The organism is Hyphobacterium lacteum, from assembly GCF_036330345.1.
In the GTDB taxonomy this organism is placed as follows: Bacteria; Pseudomonadota; Alphaproteobacteria; order Caulobacterales; family Maricaulaceae; genus Hyphobacterium; species Hyphobacterium lacteum.
In genome coordinates this window covers 19,935-35,266 of sequence record NZ_JAZDRP010000009.1, presented here as the reverse complement: position 1 = coordinate 35,266, position 15,332 = coordinate 19,935, and the positions used below count along the sequence as shown (strand labels likewise).

At 60.0% G+C, this 15,332-nt stretch carries 16 protein-coding genes; 3 read left to right on the top strand and 13 right to left on the bottom strand.

Annotation, left to right across the window (positions count from 1 at the left end):
• Position 1: 1 nt before the first annotated feature.
• The gene (locus tag V0U79_RS12315) at positions 2-1,147 is read right to left on the bottom strand and encodes an energy transducer TonB (RefSeq protein ID WP_330199817.1); all 1,146 of its coding nucleotides are present in this window, start codon (positions 1,145-1,147) and stop codon (positions 2-4) included.
• Positions 1,148-1,245: 98 nt separating this feature from the next.
• Here V0U79_RS12315 and trmFO point away from each other — a divergent pair, with 98 nt between their 5' ends.
• Together trmFO and V0U79_RS12305 are read left to right on the top strand one after the other, a co-directional pair.
• Positions 1,246-2,631 carry a methylenetetrahydrofolate--tRNA-(uracil(54)-C(5))-methyltransferase (FADH(2)-oxidizing) TrmFO gene (gene trmFO, locus V0U79_RS12310; protein WP_330199816.1) on the top strand — a complete coding sequence of 462 codons (1,386 nt, stop codon included), beginning with the start codon at positions 1,246-1,248 and terminating at the stop codon, positions 2,629-2,631.
• A gap of 87 nt (positions 2,632-2,718) precedes the next feature.
• Positions 2,719-4,689: a S9 family peptidase gene (locus tag V0U79_RS12305; RefSeq protein WP_330199815.1), complete on the top strand. Its 1,971-nt coding sequence runs from the start codon at positions 2,719-2,721 to the stop codon at positions 4,687-4,689.
• Here V0U79_RS12305 and V0U79_RS12300 read toward each other — a convergent pair.
• A complete protein-coding gene (locus V0U79_RS12300; protein ID WP_330199814.1) occupies positions 4,686-5,498 on the bottom strand; it encodes a squalene/phytoene synthase family protein in 813 nt (270 codons plus the stop codon). The two genes, V0U79_RS12305 and V0U79_RS12300, sit on opposite strands and share 4 nt — an antisense overlap.
• A 113-nt stretch (positions 5,499-5,611) precedes the next feature.
• On the opposite strand from V0U79_RS12300, the gene V0U79_RS12295 reads away from it, so the two are divergent.
• Positions 5,612-6,217 carry a superoxide dismutase gene (locus tag V0U79_RS12295; RefSeq protein WP_330199813.1) on the top strand — a complete coding sequence of 202 codons (606 nt, stop codon included), beginning with the start codon at positions 5,612-5,614 and terminating at the stop codon, positions 6,215-6,217.
• 64 nt (positions 6,218-6,281) lie between these two features.
• Here the strand turns inward: V0U79_RS12295 and V0U79_RS12290 are convergent, their stop codons facing one another.
• From V0U79_RS12290 to V0U79_RS12240, 11 genes are all read right to left on the bottom strand, one after another.
• On the bottom strand, positions 6,282-6,893 hold the full coding sequence (locus V0U79_RS12290) for a urate hydroxylase PuuD (protein WP_330199812.1): 612 nt from the start codon (positions 6,891-6,893) through the stop codon (positions 6,282-6,284).
• A gap of 61 nt (positions 6,894-6,954) precedes the next feature.
• Positions 6,955-7,923: a protein translocase subunit SecF gene (gene secF / locus V0U79_RS12285; RefSeq protein ID WP_330199811.1), complete on the bottom strand. Its 969-nt coding sequence runs from the start codon at positions 7,921-7,923 to the stop codon at positions 6,955-6,957.
• 9 nt (positions 7,924-7,932) lie between these two features.
• On the bottom strand, positions 7,933-9,519 hold the full coding sequence (gene secD / locus V0U79_RS12280) for a protein translocase subunit SecD (RefSeq protein ID WP_330199810.1): 1,587 nt from the start codon (positions 9,517-9,519) through the stop codon (positions 7,933-7,935).
• 6 nt (positions 9,520-9,525) lie between these two features.
• A complete protein-coding gene (gene yajC, locus V0U79_RS12275; RefSeq protein WP_330199809.1) occupies positions 9,526-9,900 on the bottom strand; it encodes a preprotein translocase subunit YajC in 375 nt (124 codons plus the stop codon).
• An 84-nt stretch (positions 9,901-9,984) separates the two neighbouring features.
• Complete coding sequence (locus tag V0U79_RS12270) at positions 9,985-10,971, bottom strand: peptidoglycan DD-metalloendopeptidase family protein (protein ID WP_330199808.1); 987 nt, start codon at positions 10,969-10,971, stop codon at positions 9,985-9,987.
• Between the two features lie 75 nt (positions 10,972-11,046).
• Positions 11,047-11,694 (bottom strand): protein-L-isoaspartate(D-aspartate) O-methyltransferase, encoded by a 648-nt coding sequence (locus V0U79_RS12265; RefSeq protein ID WP_330199807.1) that lies wholly within the window; start codon positions 11,692-11,694, stop codon positions 11,047-11,049.
• Positions 11,691-12,479 (bottom strand): 5'/3'-nucleotidase SurE, encoded by a 789-nt coding sequence (gene surE, locus V0U79_RS12260; RefSeq protein ID WP_330199806.1) that lies wholly within the window; start codon positions 12,477-12,479, stop codon positions 11,691-11,693. The genes V0U79_RS12265 and surE overlap by 4 nt, the downstream gene beginning before the upstream one ends.
• Positions 12,476-13,753 (bottom strand): serine--tRNA ligase, encoded by a 1,278-nt coding sequence (gene serS / locus V0U79_RS12255; RefSeq protein WP_330199805.1) that lies wholly within the window; start codon positions 13,751-13,753, stop codon positions 12,476-12,478. Before serS ends, surE begins: the two co-directional genes overlap by 4 nt.
• A gap of 65 nt (positions 13,754-13,818) precedes the next feature.
• On the bottom strand, positions 13,819-14,637 hold the full coding sequence (gene tatC, locus V0U79_RS12250) for a twin-arginine translocase subunit TatC (protein WP_330199804.1): 819 nt from the start codon (positions 14,635-14,637) through the stop codon (positions 13,819-13,821).
• Positions 14,634-15,080, bottom strand: coding sequence for a Sec-independent protein translocase protein TatB (gene tatB / locus V0U79_RS12245; RefSeq protein ID WP_330199803.1), 447 nt, complete (start codon positions 15,078-15,080; stop codon positions 14,634-14,636). Before tatB ends, tatC begins: the two co-directional genes overlap by 4 nt.
• Before the next feature lie 9 nt (positions 15,081-15,089).
• Positions 15,090-15,329, bottom strand: a complete 240-nt coding sequence (locus tag V0U79_RS12240) for a twin-arginine translocase TatA/TatE family subunit (protein ID WP_330199802.1) — start codon at positions 15,327-15,329, stop codon at positions 15,090-15,092.
• Positions 15,330-15,332: the final 3 nt, after the last annotated feature.

Below are 15,332 nucleotides of genomic sequence, written 5' to 3'. Positions count from 1 at the left end.
GCTAGTATGCGAACTCGAACTCGATCCGCGTGTGCACGCCATGCCTTTGCACAGGTTCGCCATTTCGAATGGCAGGCCAGTATCGCCATCGCTCAACCGAATCGAGAGCGGCATTTTCAAAAAGCGTCGACGATGATTCCACCACTTCCACATTGAATGTTCGGCCGCGTTCGTCGACAGAGAAGACAACGTCTACATACCCTTCCCTGCCAAGCTGAGCTGCTCGCGAGGGATAGACAGGGGGAATCCGAAACATCGGAATAGAGGGAATATAAGTTTCTCCTGCAGCCAATTCGGCAGCGATCGTTGCAGGGCAGGTCTCATCATCAGATGCGCACTCCGTCGGCCTGAAATTGCTTGCCAGCACGCGCGCCTGCAATTCATCCAGACGGCCTTCCTGTTCTCCACGGCGTCCGGCGCCACCGATTATTCCGGTAGAGGACGCCACCAGCTCGGCATCCGGCATGACATTGCGGCCAATGACGTAGGCGATCGCGCCGTAGTAGGCCGCATCCTCCCACCGGCGGAGATCGTAGGACGATCGGGCGAGAATGAATGCCAGGTAGGCTATATCCTCATTCTGTACACCGTTGTTACGTTCTACGTATTCAATTGCCGGTTCGGCATACCGGACGGCCGCGGCTTCACTGCTGGCAGAAAAAGCAGCTAATGCCGCAACGACACGGTTAAAATACAGGCCGAGATCCCGCTGCTCACCATCGAAGTGCGTTTCAAAGAACTCGATATTCTCATCTGCCTGCAGCCGGGCGGACCGGAACTGGTTGGCCCTCAGAAAAGACCGGGCGATCTCGGTCCGAAAGGTCGCTGTCTCTGCTTCAGCGCCGCCGGCTTCAAGGTGCAAGTCCACAGCGCGCTGATATGCTTCTGCTGCTTCCCGATGACGTCCGGAAAGCCCCGCCAGCTCGGCATAATTTGAAGCCAGTACCGAGAGCGTGGCGCGGTCGATTTCGGCGTTTTCTCCTTCCTGCCAGGCGGTGTAGGCATAGCTCAAACCGGCCTCGAGATCATTGCTCTCGGCCGCTCGCGTATAGCCCTCATAGGCTTCCATGACAGATGCCGGAATGTCCTGCGCAGAGGCAGAGCTTGTCAGGCAAATAATCGCCAGCAGACCAACCAGATAACGCATCTTCCCCCCAATTTTCTCCCGAAGAGACATTACACGCCAAACGTGCCATTGCGAAGAGGGCTTGGGTCCGGAACGACAAGCGACTATACCCCCGCGCCATGACGAAACCTGTTCACGTTATCGGCGGCGGAATGGCCGGTTCGGAAGCCAGCTGGCAACTTGCCAGCGCTGGTGTTCCTGTTGTCCTGCACGAAATGCGCCCGGTGCGCGGCACCGAAGCCCATATCACCGATGGACTGGCTGAACTGGTCTGCTCCAATTCCTTCCGTTCGGATGATACCGAGACCAATGCGGTCGGCCTGCTGCACGAGGAAATGCGTCGCGCGAACAGCCTGATCATGACGACAGGCGACAAAACCCAGGTGCCGGCCGGCGGCGCTCTGGCCGTCGATCGTGTAGCCTTTTCTGATGCCGTGACAAAAACCTTGAGCGAGCACCCTCTGATTACGGTTGAGCGCGGCGAGATCGCCGGCCTTCCACCGGCAGATTGGGACAGCGTGATCATCGCCACCGGCCCCCTCACCTCGCCCGCCCTGGCCCGGGCAGTGCTGGACCTGACGGATGAGGATTCTCTGGCCTTTTTTGACGCCATCGCACCCATCGTCGAGCGCGATAGTATCAATATGGATATCGCCTGGATGCAGTCACGCTATGACAAGGGCGAGACCGAAGCTGACAAGGCCGCTTATATCAATTGCCCCATGGACAAGGCTCAATACGAGGCCTTTATCCAGGCGCTGCTGTCCGCGCCCCACACCGAATTCAAGGAGTGGGAAAAGGATACGCCCTATTTCGAGGCCTGCCTGCCCATCGAGGTGATGGCCGAACGCGGACCGGAAACCCTTCGTTTTGGCCCGATGAAGCCGCGTGGCCTGACCAACAGGCACAAGCCAGACGAAAAGCCCCATGCGGTTGTCCAGCTGCGTCAGGACAATCAGCTGGGCACGCTGTTCAACATGGTCGGCTTCCAGACCAAGCTTAAATATGGCGCGCAGGCCGACATCTTCCGGACCATTCCCGGCCTGGAGGATGCAAAGTTCGCCCGCCTTGGCGGTATTCACCGCAACACTTTCCTTAATTCACCAAAGCTGCTGGACAATCAGCTGCGCCTGAAGGCGCGGCCCGCCTTGCGCTTTGCCGGTCAGGTGATCGGTGTGGAAGGCTATGTCGAAAGCGCTGCAATGGGATTGATGGCCGGCCGCTTTGCAGCCGCTGAACGTCTCGGCAAGACCCTTACACCACCGCCGGAAACCACGGCCTTCGGCGCCTTGATCAGCCATGTCACGGGCGGACACATGTCGGGGCCCAAGGCCAGCTTCCAGCCGATGAATGTCAATTTCGGGCTCTTCCCGGCTGTCGAGACACCGGCAAAAACCGCGGATGGCAAACGAATCCGCGGCAAGGAAAAGTCGCTCGCCCGCAAGCGCGCCATGAGCGCACGCGCCCTGCGTGACATCGATTCCTGGCTGCAAGCTCCGGTCTGAGCATTGTGAGTTTCTGCAATTTAGACGATTGATCTCTCTAGCCGGCTGGGCCAGCATCAGCGGAATCTTGTTGAGGGGAGAGATGAGATGCGTTTGCCGGCCATACTCGGACTGTGCCTGATTTTCAGCAGTCTTTCGGAGGCACAACAGCCCGCTGTTGATGCGTTCGCCCGATTGCCTGCGATGGCCCATCCGACGCTCTCTCCGGACGGTAGTCGCATCGCGTATATCGCCAATGATGGCGATGCGAGCGCGCTCTATATCCTGAACCTTGAAACCGGCGATCGCGGTGGCGTCGGGACCAGCCAGATTCGTCCCTACGACCTTGTTTGGGCCGGCAATGATTACGTCATCATGCTGGCCAGCGACACGGAGCGGTTCACCCTGCTGCAACGTCGGAACCCGATTGATGTTTCGGCTGCTTTCTCGGTGGAAGCGGCCAATCCGTCCAATGTGGTCCAGCTGACGGCGAATGACCGCCAGATCCATTCCATGGACGTTCGTCGCGGCAATATCGTCGCTGTCGACCACGACAACGGCAACGTCTTTATCCCTGGCTATGAGGCGCCGCGTCAAAGCGGCGTCAATTCCTTTCGTATGAGCGACGCGCAGCAGCGGCCGAGATACTCTCTCTGGCGGGTTGCTGCTGATGGCGGCAATGTCTGGCGGCAGATGCAGGGCCTCCCCGACCAGAGAACATGGCTGGTCGCTTCGGACGGCTCGCCCCTGGCGCGGGAATATTTTGACGATGACCGGAACCAGTACCGTTTCGATGCCTATCGCGATGGCGACTGGAGCACGGTGCTCGATCTCGACAATCCGGTCTTCCAGTCGATCGTCTGGGGCCTCTTCAATACGGAAGAAGCCGCCGTCTCGCTCTATGTCGACGGCTATGGTTCACTTCGTCCGGTGAGTCTGGAAACCGGCAATGCTACCGGCGATGATATAGCCGTATCCGGCCGGGACATCCTCGCCGTACATGAAGATCCCTATACCGGCTTCATTGCAGGCATCGAATTTGCCGATGACTACATGCGAACGGTCTGGCTGGATGATGAATTGCAGGGTTTGCAGGACGCTTTGGTCAATGCGCTCGGTGACCCGAGCACGACAATCACATCCTGGTCGCGCGACCGCACGCGGTACATCGTCCGCACGGATGGGGCCAGCGCCACACCGATCTATTATTTCTATGACGATGCCAGCCGGAACCTGTCCATTCTGGCGGCCGAATACCCCGAGCTCGAGACGGCCACGTTGGGTCAGCGTGAGGCATTCGAATACACGGCGCGCGACGGCGCGAGCATTTCCGGATTTGTAACGCGCCCGGCGTCGGGCGGCAGCAATCTGCCGACCGTCATTCTGCCCCATGGCGGACCTGAAACACTTGATGCGGGTGGCTTCGACTGGATCGCGCACTTTCTCGCCTCTCGCGGTTATCTCGTCATCCAGCCCAATTTCCGGGGCTCTGACGGCTTCGGCGTGGAATTCCGTGATGCCGGCCGCGGCGCCTGGGGCACCGGCGTCGCACAACATGATGTCACCGATGCCCTGCACCATGCCGTCCAGCAGGGTTGGGCCGATGCCGGTCGCGTTTGCATCTTCGGTGGCAGCTATGGCGGATACTCAGCGCTCGCTGGCGGCGCATTCACGCCGGATCTCTACGCCTGTGTGGCAGCCTATGCCCCGGTCACTGATCTCGGCCTGTTTCTAGGCGAAACCGAAATCCGCGGTGGCGCCGGAAACTGGGTCGCGGATGCCTGGGCTGAGATACTCGGCGGTGTCGTTACAGCAGATGACCGCCAGCGTCTCGATGACGTTTCCCCTATCCACAACACCCGTGCCTTTCAGGCGCCGGTCCTGTTGATGCATGGACGCGAGGATTCAGTCGTCCCGATCGCGCAAAGCCGGCGTTTCGAAGAAGAGATGGAAGACGACAATCAGGCCATCGAATACGTCGAGTTGCGCACGGCCGATCACTGGCTGACCAGCCAGGCCACACGAACCGAAGTGCTGACCCGGTTGGAAGCCTTTCTGGCAGAGCATATCGGCAATTAGAGCCGGCCGCTGATCGAGGCGCGCAGCAATTCCCACTGCCGGGCCAGAAGCGGACGATCGAAGTGCGACCGGTAAGGGTCATTGGTGGCCCTTGCCTGTTTCAGCATCCCACGCGCCAGCCGCGCCGCGCCCATAACCGGGAAGGCTTCGGACGCGCATTTCCCGGTGAGACGTAGCGTCTGAGAAGCATCTTCCAGATGATCCAGTATCGGCGCCAGTGCCAGCTTCGCCAGATCCGGCTCGCGCCCTGTCGCCAGGCGATGGGTATTCAGCCCGGCCATTGCCAGATCGGCCTGCGGGATCACTGCCAGCTGCCGCCCGGCGCGGAAGGCAAAACTGCCAAGCCAATGAGCCAGTCCCGCCGCACGGCCCGCCGCGAGCGTTTGCGCCTCATTGCTGTCAGCGCCCGCCAGACGCAAACCGATTTTCAAGGCTTGACCATGGTGCGCATCAATCAGGCTCAGCAGAACATCGCCATTGGCCAGGCCATCAGGATCCAGCCCGTCCTCGATTGCGTTGATGATCCCGGTCAGCTCCGCTTGGGTAGGACCATCCACCTCTAGCAGCCCCGCCAGCCCCTCATAGGCATCGTGGCGGCGCACCTTCGGGGGCTCCAGAAACAGATCGGACACGGCCTCGCGGTGCCAGGCAAAACGCATGGCCTGGATGGCCGGCTCTCTGGCCTTGACGGGAATCTGTTCGATCTCCTCCAACCAGGCATAAAATCCCAGCAGACGCTGCCGGACATCGGCCGGCGCAAACATCGCCGCCAATTCGCGATCGGATCGGTTTTCAGCTGTAACTGACATCACGACTTCATCGTCTACGGGTAGAAAACAGAGGCGGCTTCACCATATCAGGGGCAAGAGATAGGCCGCCCGCCGGGCGGTGTCGCCAATCACTAACAGATGGAGCTCGCCAGATGGCCCACACCCTCCCCGACCTGCCTTACGCCCAGGACGCCCTTGCTCCGCATATTTCTGCGGAAACCCTCGGCTTTCACCATGGCAAGCACCACGCGGCCTATGTGACGAAGATGAATGACGCGATCGCGGGCAAGGACGAAGAAGCGCTCTCGCTGGAAGATCTCGTCCGCAAGGCAGCCAAGGATGGCAATCAGGGCTTGTTCAACAATGCAGCACAGACCTGGAACCACACCTTCTACTGGAACTCCATGAAGCCGAATGGTGGCGGTGCGCCGAGCGGCGATCTCGCCGACCGCATCGACCGGGATTTCGGCTCGTTCGAAGGGTTCAAGAAAGCCTTCGCCGATGCCGGCGCGACGCAGTTCGGATCGGGCTGGGCCTGGCTGGTGGTCAAGGACGGCAAGCTGGACGTTTGCAAGACGCTGAATGCCGAAACCCCACTGACGCAGGACGGTGTTGTGCCGCTGCTGACCATGGATGTCTGGGAGCACGCCTATTATCTGGACTTCCAGAACCGGCGCCCGGACTACATCACCACCTTCCTCGACAAGCTGGTGAACTGGGACTTTGCGGCCGACAATCTGGCAGCATCGGGCCAGTAAGGCGCCCTTTCCCAAATCAAAAGGCCCGCCATCTGGCGGGCCTTTTTTTGTTGGAACTGCCGGTCTAGCCGAACAGGGTCTGGGAACCGGCCATCGCCACCAGCATGGGCAGCGACAACAACGTATTGGTTCTGGAAAACAACATGGCGGTCCGTGCGGCTTTGGGTTTGGCGTCCGCATCGGCCTCGATCAGGCCCAGTGCGATCTTCTGGTTTGGCCAGATCACGAACCAGACATTGAAGGCCATGATCAGCGCCATCCACATGCCCAGGCCAATAAAGGAATACTGGGCAGAATAGGTTTCAGCCAACGCGCCGAGGCTCAACGCCTCGAGCAGATACCCCCGCAGATAGGCAACGATCAGCCCTGTGAGAACCGTGAAGGCAGCGCCCCAGCGGAACCAGAACAGTGCCTTGGGCGCGATATGCTTGCCAATCGCCGGCTTCTGTTCGTCCGGAATTTCCGGCATGGTTGGTATCTGGACGAAATTGAAATACCAGAGCAGGCCGATCCACATGATGCCGGCCACAACGTGGCTCCAGCGGGCAACAGCCATCCAGAAAGCGCCATCAAAGCTGACGCTGTCATAGGCAAATGCATAGCCAACGAAAAACAGGATCGCGAGCGCGAGTGATATGTGCACGGTTGTGCGCAGATTCGACAGGATACCTGCCATGTTTGAACCCTCCCCGATTCATTTACCGGGAAAGCATAACAGGCTCGCGTGAAAAGCGAAATCAGCCTTCAGTGCTGTCGCGCTTGACCTTGGTCACCAAGAGAAGTGGCGCGGCAATGAAGATCGAGGAATAGGTCCCGATCACCACACCGAAGATCATGGCGAAGGCGAAGCCCTGGAGAGCCGCGCCGCCCAGAACCCACAACGAGACAAGCGCCACCAGCGTGGTCATCGATGTCAGAATGGTTCGCGACAGCGTCTTGTTGATCGCCTTGTTCAAGACTTCGGCCAGCGGCTCTTTCTTGAACTTGCGCAGCTTCTCGCGGATTCGGTCATAGACAACGACGGTATCGTTCATCGAATAGCCAACTATGGTCAGGATGGCCGCGATGGTCGAAAGGTTGAATTCTAGCTGGGTCACCGAGAACATGCCGATAGTGATGATCACATCATGCACCAGAGCCAGCACGGCACCCACGGAATACTGCCATTCAAACCGGAACCAGATGTAGATCAGCATCAGGAACAGCGCGACAACGATGGAAAGCACCCCCGCCTGCACCAGCTCGCCGGACACTTTCGGTCCCAGAACCTGAACGGCGCGGAATTCGATGCCCGGATATGCGTCGGTCAGTGCGCCCTGAACCGTCAGATTGGCTGCCTGCTGGGCCTCTTCAGCCTCAAGGCCTTCACCCTCCTGCGGCTGCACCCGGATCAAAGCACAATGGTTGCCATAGCAGTCCGAGCCTTCTGTCAGCTCCGAAAGGCCCTGCAATTCGATGGCGCCCAGGCCGAGGCCATTCAGCAATCCCCGCATTTCGTCGATGCGGGCGGCATCAATCTCTTCTTCGGTGCGGACTTCCAGCGTCACACCGCCGGTAAAGTCGATTCCGAAATTGAGGCCCATCGACAGGAAAGCAGCGATCGAGCCGATAATCATCAGCGCCGAGAAGCCGAAAGCCGCCAGCCGCCCCTTGATGAAGGGGATCGTGGTGGTATCCGGCATGAAATTGACAAGTGCGAGGGACATGGCCGTCTCCTAGATCGGGAGCTTCTTGGGCTTCAGCCCCTTCACCCACATCGCAATCAGCAGGCGAGAGAACACGAAGGCGGTAAAGACCGAGGTCAGGATGCCGATACCCAGCGTCACGGCAAAGCCGCGCACCGGACCCGCACCCAGCATGTAAAGCACACCGGCCGCAATCAGCGTCGTGATGTTGGCATCAAGGATCGCGGACAGGGCTTCGGAATAGCCCCGCTCGATGGCATTGGCCGGCGTACGGCCATTTTTCGATTCCTCACGGATACGCTCATAGATCAGCACATTGGCGTCCACGGCCATACCAATGGTCAGGATGATACCGGCAATCCCCGGCAGGGTCAGCGTCGCCTGAAGCCCGGACAGTGCACCGAGGATCAGGGTGACGTTCAGCATCAGGGCGATATTCGAGAACACGCCGAACAATGAATACGCCGCCAGCATGAAGACGATGACGCCAATAAAGCCGATGACAACGGCGATTGTACCCTTGTCGATTGAGTCCTGGCCAAGGCCCGGCCCGACCGAGCGCTGCTCGACCACGGTCAAATCGGCCGGCAGGGCACCCGCCTGCAGCAGGACCGCCAGTTCATTAGCGCTCTCTGCATCGAAACTTCCCTGGATGACGCCGGAGCCTCCAAGAATGGGCCCCAGAATGACGGGCGACGAAATCACTACATCGTCCAGGACAACCGCAAATCGGCGGCCCACATTCTGAGCAGTCACACGGCCAAAAGCCGCGGCGCCTGCTGTATCGAAACGGAACTCGACAACCCATCGGCCTTCCTGGAACGTGGATCCAGCATAGGTCAGATTTTCGCCTTGAACCATCGCCCGGCGTTCCACCGCGATATAAGGCTCTGACAGATTTTCCTGCTGCAAAATCATAACGCCTGGAGGCGTCCGGGCCTGCCCATCCGCTCCAACAGCAACATCCTCGCGAACAAGGTGAAACGTCATTACAGCGGTGGTCCCCACCAATCGGATAATCGATTGGGGATCATCCTCGCCGGGAACCTGGACAAGGATGCGTTCATCGCCCTGGCGGGTGATGCTCGGCTCGGTCGTTCCTGTGGCATCGATCCTGCGGCGGATCACTTCAATTGATTGACTGAGTGTACGATCACGAATGTCGACCAGTGCCGCATCGGTCAGATTGATGCGAATGGTCCGCTCCTCGTCCTCGCGGACAAACGACACGTTACGAGCTGATAAAGCGCCCGTCAGTGCGGCCGTGGAATCGCCGATCGGGCGCGACAAGGACTGAAGCCGCGTGAACGCCTCCTCCATGTCATCATCGCGCGCGACACGGATAACCACTTCATTGCCGATCACGGCATTGGCAGCGACCGGTATGTTCGGTTGCTGGCGAAGCAGGACATTCGCTTCCTGGGACAGCCCGGTCAGGCGCTCCTCGCGGACCCCTTCGAGATCCACTTCAAACACCAGGTGAGAACCCCCGCGCAAGTCCAGACCCAGATTGACGGTCTGGCCGGGGACCGGCGAGAAATTCGGAGCGGCATACCAGATCCCGAGCAGCGATACGGCCAGGATCAGGGCGATTTTCCAGGGTGCGAAATAGAGCATAAGCTCTTACTCCGAGACAGTTTTGCTGTCGGCCTTCTTGTCGGCCTTTGTGTCATTGGCCGCTTTCGGCTGGGTACGCGAGCGCACTTCGGAAATGGTCGACTTCAGGACGCGAACCTTCACACCCGTAGCAATCTCGACCTGGGCTTCAGCATCATCCACCTTGGTGACCTTGCCGAGAATACCGCCCGAGGTGACAACTTCATCACCCTTGGAAAGCGCGGCCACCATTTCACGGTGCTCTTTCATCCGCTTTTGCTGGGGACGGATCAGCAGGAAATAGAAGACAACAAAGATCAGGATCAGCGGCGCAAAGTTGAGGAATGCAGCCATGGGACCGCTCGGCGCGGAAGCGGAAGCGGTGAGAATTGCGTCAAACATGAAGTTGCCCCTTGAAGCGAGCCGTTGATTGGAAGGTCGCGGGAATATATCGGGACGCACGCCCCATGCAACAAGGGGTAACCGCTAACTTCCTGGCAGATGACCTGCAGGATCGACAGGCGTGACGCCCTGCCGGATCTCGAAATGCACTTGCGGCGTGTCGACAGAGCCCGTTGAGCCCGCCTCGGCAATCAGTTGACCCTGATCGACCCGGTCGCCTTCGCCTACCAGCAAACGGGAATTGTGCGCATAGGCCGTCACCCAGCCGCCATCATGGCGGATCAGGATCAGCTCTCCATAGCCTTGTAATTCGCCTCCGGCATAAACCACTGTTCCGGCTGCCGCCGCGCGCACACTGGCGCCTTCTTCAGCAGCAATATTGACCCCGTCATTGCGTCGGCCATCGGGTTTGGGGCCGAAAGTGGAGAGAATCTCGCCGCGGATCGGCCACTGGAAGGTCACCGGCCCACTGGATGCTGGCGCATCGCGCGGCGTTGTCCGGCGCGGCGGCGGGGCCGTTTCCTCGATGGTGACACCGGAATCAACGGAAGCGGTCCGCGTCGGAGTTTCTGTTCGCGGCTCGCGGCGTGTTTGCGGTGGCGATGACCGGCCTGAAGAGGCGCTGCCCGGCAATTGCAAGACCTGCCCGACTTCAATCGAATACGGCGCGCCGATCCCGTTCAGGGACGCGATCTCCAGATGGCTGACATTGTAGCGCAAGCCGATCCGGTAGAGATTTTCGCCGCGCCGCACCGTGTGAGTGGACGGACGGGGGAAGGTCAGTTCCTGGCCAGCATAAACGGTATAGGGCGGATAGAGCCCGTTGGCTTCGCCCAGCGCCGCCGTCGAAACACTGCAGGCCTCCGCAATTTCGGAAAGCGTATCGCCAGTCTGGACAATGTAGCGAGATCCCGGTTCGCATCGCGGTGCCGGGCTGACGATATCTCTCGATGGCCCGGAGGCATTGGCGCGGCGATAATCGATATGAGCCGGATCGCGCGGCGCTGGCGTAGCACACGCGGCAAGGCTGGAAGCCAGTGACAGCAAGAGGATCAGGCGAACAGACAACACAGGCGACGATCTCGATGGCCAATCGGCGATAGTAAGCCCAACAGGCGTTAAGCTCCGGTTAGCCAATTATGGCCGTCAGAGGGCTTTTGCCTCGCCTTCCACCAGCGGCACAAAGCGCACATCCATCAGCGCTTCCTCTGCAAGCTCGCCCTCAGCATCGCGCAGATAGCGGATCAGTGTCTGCGTCCCGGATGCGTTGTTGACCGGCACAACCGCAATTCCACCGGGCTTGAGCTGATCCAGCAGGGTTTCAGGCCGGACCGGGGCGCCCGCCGTGACGATGATGCGATCAAACGGGGCCTGTTCCGGCCAGCCCTTTGTGCCATCCCCGATGCGCTGGGTGATATTGGTCAGGCGCAGCTGGGTAAAGCGGGCCTCGGCTTCCTTCGCCAGAGTGCGGTAACGCTCGATCGTGTAAACGCGGCGCGCCAACCGGGCGAGGACAGCCGCCTGGTATCCGGACCCGGTCCCGATCTCGAGAACCTTGTGCCGGTCATCCAGCTTCAGGGCCTGCGTCATCAATCCAACGACCAGCGGCTGGCTGATGGTCTGCCCGCAATCAATCGGCAGCGCCCGGTCATCATAGGCATGTTCTGAAAACCGCTCGGGCACGAACAGGCCGCGCGGTGTGCGTTCGATAGCGGCCAGAACATGCTTGTCCGTCACGCCCTGGCCGCGCAGGCTCATGACGAGCTGGATGACGCGGGCGTCCGGTTCGGTCATTTGCGCGGCGGCGCCCCACCCAGAACGCCCTTCAGGCGATGATGGGTTTCCATATGGGTGAGATCGACATGCAAGGGCGTCACAGAAATGCGGCCGCCCATGACAGCGTGCAGATCATCGCCTTCCAGCGGGCTTTGCGGCGCACCGCGGAAACCGATCCAGTAATAATCCACGCCGCGCGGATCGGTCCGCTTGTCGGCATGGACAATCGCCTGATCGCGGCGTCCCTGCCTGGTCACCTCGACCTCGGTGATTTCGGAGATTTCGCGGTCCGGGAAATTGATGTTGATCAGAACATCCTCCGGCCAGCCCTCTTCCAGCAGCCTGCGGATGATCGGCGCCCCGAAAGTCTCGGCCACATCCCAGCGGATATGAGCATTCGGCAGGAAGGAATAGACCTGGCTCAGCGCGATCGAGGGGATGCCCAGCTGCATGCCCTGCATGGCCCCGGCGACCGTTCCTGAAAACGTGACATCCTCGGCGACATTGCCTCCGCGATTGACGCCCGACAGCACCAGATCGGGTTTCTTGTCGGTGATCAGGTCCTGCACCCCCATCAGCACCGCGTCGGTCGGCGTACCGCTAATGGCAAAAGCCTTGTCATCGACTTTGCGGACCCGAAGCGGATCATGAAGGGTCAACGACCGGCCAGCGCCTGACTGTTCTTCCGCCGGCGCTGCAATCCAGACATCGTCGGAAAGTTCCGCAGCGATCTTCTGCAGGGATTTCAGTCCACGGGCCCGAATGCCATCATCATTGGTGAGCAGGATGCGGGGGTTCTTCATGCGCCCAGCACCTCCAGCCCGCCCATATAGGGGCGCAGCACATCAGGTATGGTGATCGAGCCATCGGCATTCTGACGGTTTTCCATCACTGCCAGCATCGCCCGGCCCACCGCCACGCCCGAACCATTCAGCGTGTGCAGGAATTCCGGCTTCTTCTCACCGTCACGTCGGAAACGCGCATTCATGCGACGGGCTTGGAAGTCCCCGCAATTCGAGCAGGAGGAAATCTCGCGATAGGTCTTCTGGCTCGGAAGCCAGACTTCGAGGTCATAGGTCTTGCGGGCCCCGAAACCCATATCGCCCGACGACAGCAGCATCACCCGGTAGGGCAGTTCCAGCCGGCGCAGAACTTCCTCAGCGCAATTGGTCATGCGCTCGAGTTCTTCTTCGGAATCTTCCGGCTTCGTGATGCAGACCATTTCCACCTTGTGGAACTGGTGCATGCGGATCAGACCGCGCGTATCGCGTCCGGCCGAACCGGCTTCGGAACGGAAGCAGGGCGTAAAGGCGGTGAACCGCGCCGGGAAATCGGCTTCGGCATGGATCGTTTCGCGAAACAGATTGGTCAGCGGCACTTCCGAGGTCGGGATCAGCCAGTAGCCATTGTCTGTATGAAAGGAATCCTCCGCAAATTTCGGCAGCTGGCCGGTACCATACATGGCTTCATCGCGGACCAGATAAGGCGGGCTGGCCTCTGTAAATCCGTGCTCGGTGGTGTGCAGATCCAGCATGAATTGCGCCAGCGCCCGTTCCAGCCGGGCCAGGCCGCCGGTCAGCACTGCAAAGCGCGAACCCGACATGGCGGCGGCGCGCTCAAAGTCCAGCTGTTTCAGCCCCTCGCCCAGATCGACATGATCCTTCGGTTCAAAATCGAACTCCCGCGGCTCGCCCCAGCCACGGACTTCCTCATTGGCCTCCTCATCCTCACCCACCGGCACATCGTCGAGCGGGATGTTCGGCAGGCCCGCAAGGTGCATGTTCAGCGCCTCGTCGAACTTGCCAGCCTCGGCGCCGCTTGCTTCCAGCACGCCTTTCAGCCGCTCGACTTCCGAGCGCAGCCTGTTGAACTCGTCCTCATCGCCTTTCGCCTTGGCCTGACCGATCTGCTTGGACAGCGCATTGCGCTCGGTCTCGGCTTCCTGCTGGCGGGTCAGGGCTTCCCGGCGCTTGCGGTCAAGGCGCAGGATCTCGTCAGCCTGCGGCGGGAGAAATCGTTTCGCCAGGCCGGCATCGAATTCGGCGGGATTGTCGCGGATCAGGCGGATATCATGCATGGAACCATCTCGAACAAGGATTTTGCCGGGTGATAGCGAGCCCCGGCAGGGCTGGCAATCATGCCTTACGCCGCAGCGTCTTCAGAATCCGGGTCCGGACGTCTCTCGACCATCCTCACGCCGATAATGGACATGCCGTAGAGCGCCATAAGAACGCTGCCAAGGATCAGCTGGCTGATCGGATCCGGCGGCGTCACAAAGGCGGCAAAAGCAAAAATGCCGACCAGTGCGAATTTCCAGAAATTCACCAGCTGTTTCGAGTTCACGATGCCAGCAGCCCCCAGCAGCATCAGCAAGACCGGCAACTGGAAGCTCAAACCGAAGGCCAGGATCAGCGTCGTCACCAGGTTCAGATAGTCGGAGACGCGCGTCAGCAACTGGATGGAAACACCATTGCCATCACCCATCTGTTCCTGGCTCAACGCAAAGCGCATCACGAAGGGCAGAACGAAATAATAGACGAAAGCCATACCGGAAACGAACAGGGCCGGAGCGCCCAGCAGGAAGGGCGCGAACGCCCCCTTCTCATTCTTGTAGAGCCCGGGCGCGACAAAGGCATAGACCTCGTATGCGACCCAGGGGAAGGCGAGGATCAGCGCACCGAAGAAGGCCAGCTTCACCTTCACAAAGAAAAATTCCAGCGGCGCCGTGAAAATCAGTTCCAGCGCAAGGTCGCCCTCGCGAACGCGCGCGGCCGCGTCTTCGAACGGCACCAGCAGGAAATTGTAGATCGGCTCGGCAAAGATGAAGCAGGCGATGAATCCGATCGCCAGAACGATAACCAGGCGGATCAGCCGGGTGCGTAGCTCGGCCAGATGCTCCAATAGCGGTGCCCGGCTGGCCTCGACCTCATCCTCGGTGTCGGTCTCGATCTTGTTGCTCATTCGTCGTCGGCCGCTTTTGTCTTTTTCGACGCGCCCTTCTTGTAGGGCTCCACCGTCGGCTTGGCTGTCTCATCGGGCGCCTGGATGGTGTTCTCGAATTTCTGCGGCGGGACGGGCTCTTTTTCCGCCGCCGCAATCTTCTTCTGAACGATATCCTCGTGTTCCAGCGAAGCCAGGTCACGCTTCACCGATTCCAGATCACGCTTGAGGTCGTTCGCCGGATTGCCGGATTTCAGCGCCTCGATTTCGCGGCGCAGATCGGCCATTTCCGACTCGCGACCCATATCGTCAAAGCTGCGCTGGAAGTCGCGTGCCATCTGGCGTGCCTGCCCGACGAACCGGCCGATACGGCGGAACATCATGGGCAGATCCTTCGGTCCGACCACGATCAGGGCCACCACCGCAAGGACTATTAGTTCGGGAGCACCAATGCCGGGATTCATATCCGGCCCCTAGTTCCGCGTCGTTTCTTCCTCGCGGGAAGCTGACGCGTCCTCGGCGGGAGCATCGGCCTCGATCGAACCGGAAGCGCTATCGGTTTCCTCTTCGCCCTCCGCGCCCTCCTTCAGGCCCTTGCGGAAACTGGTGATGCCTTTGGCAACCTCACCCATGAGCCCGGAAATCCGGCCAGCGCCAAACAACAGCACGACCAGCACGACAATGATCAGGATTTGCCAAATACCCGGCGCCATCCA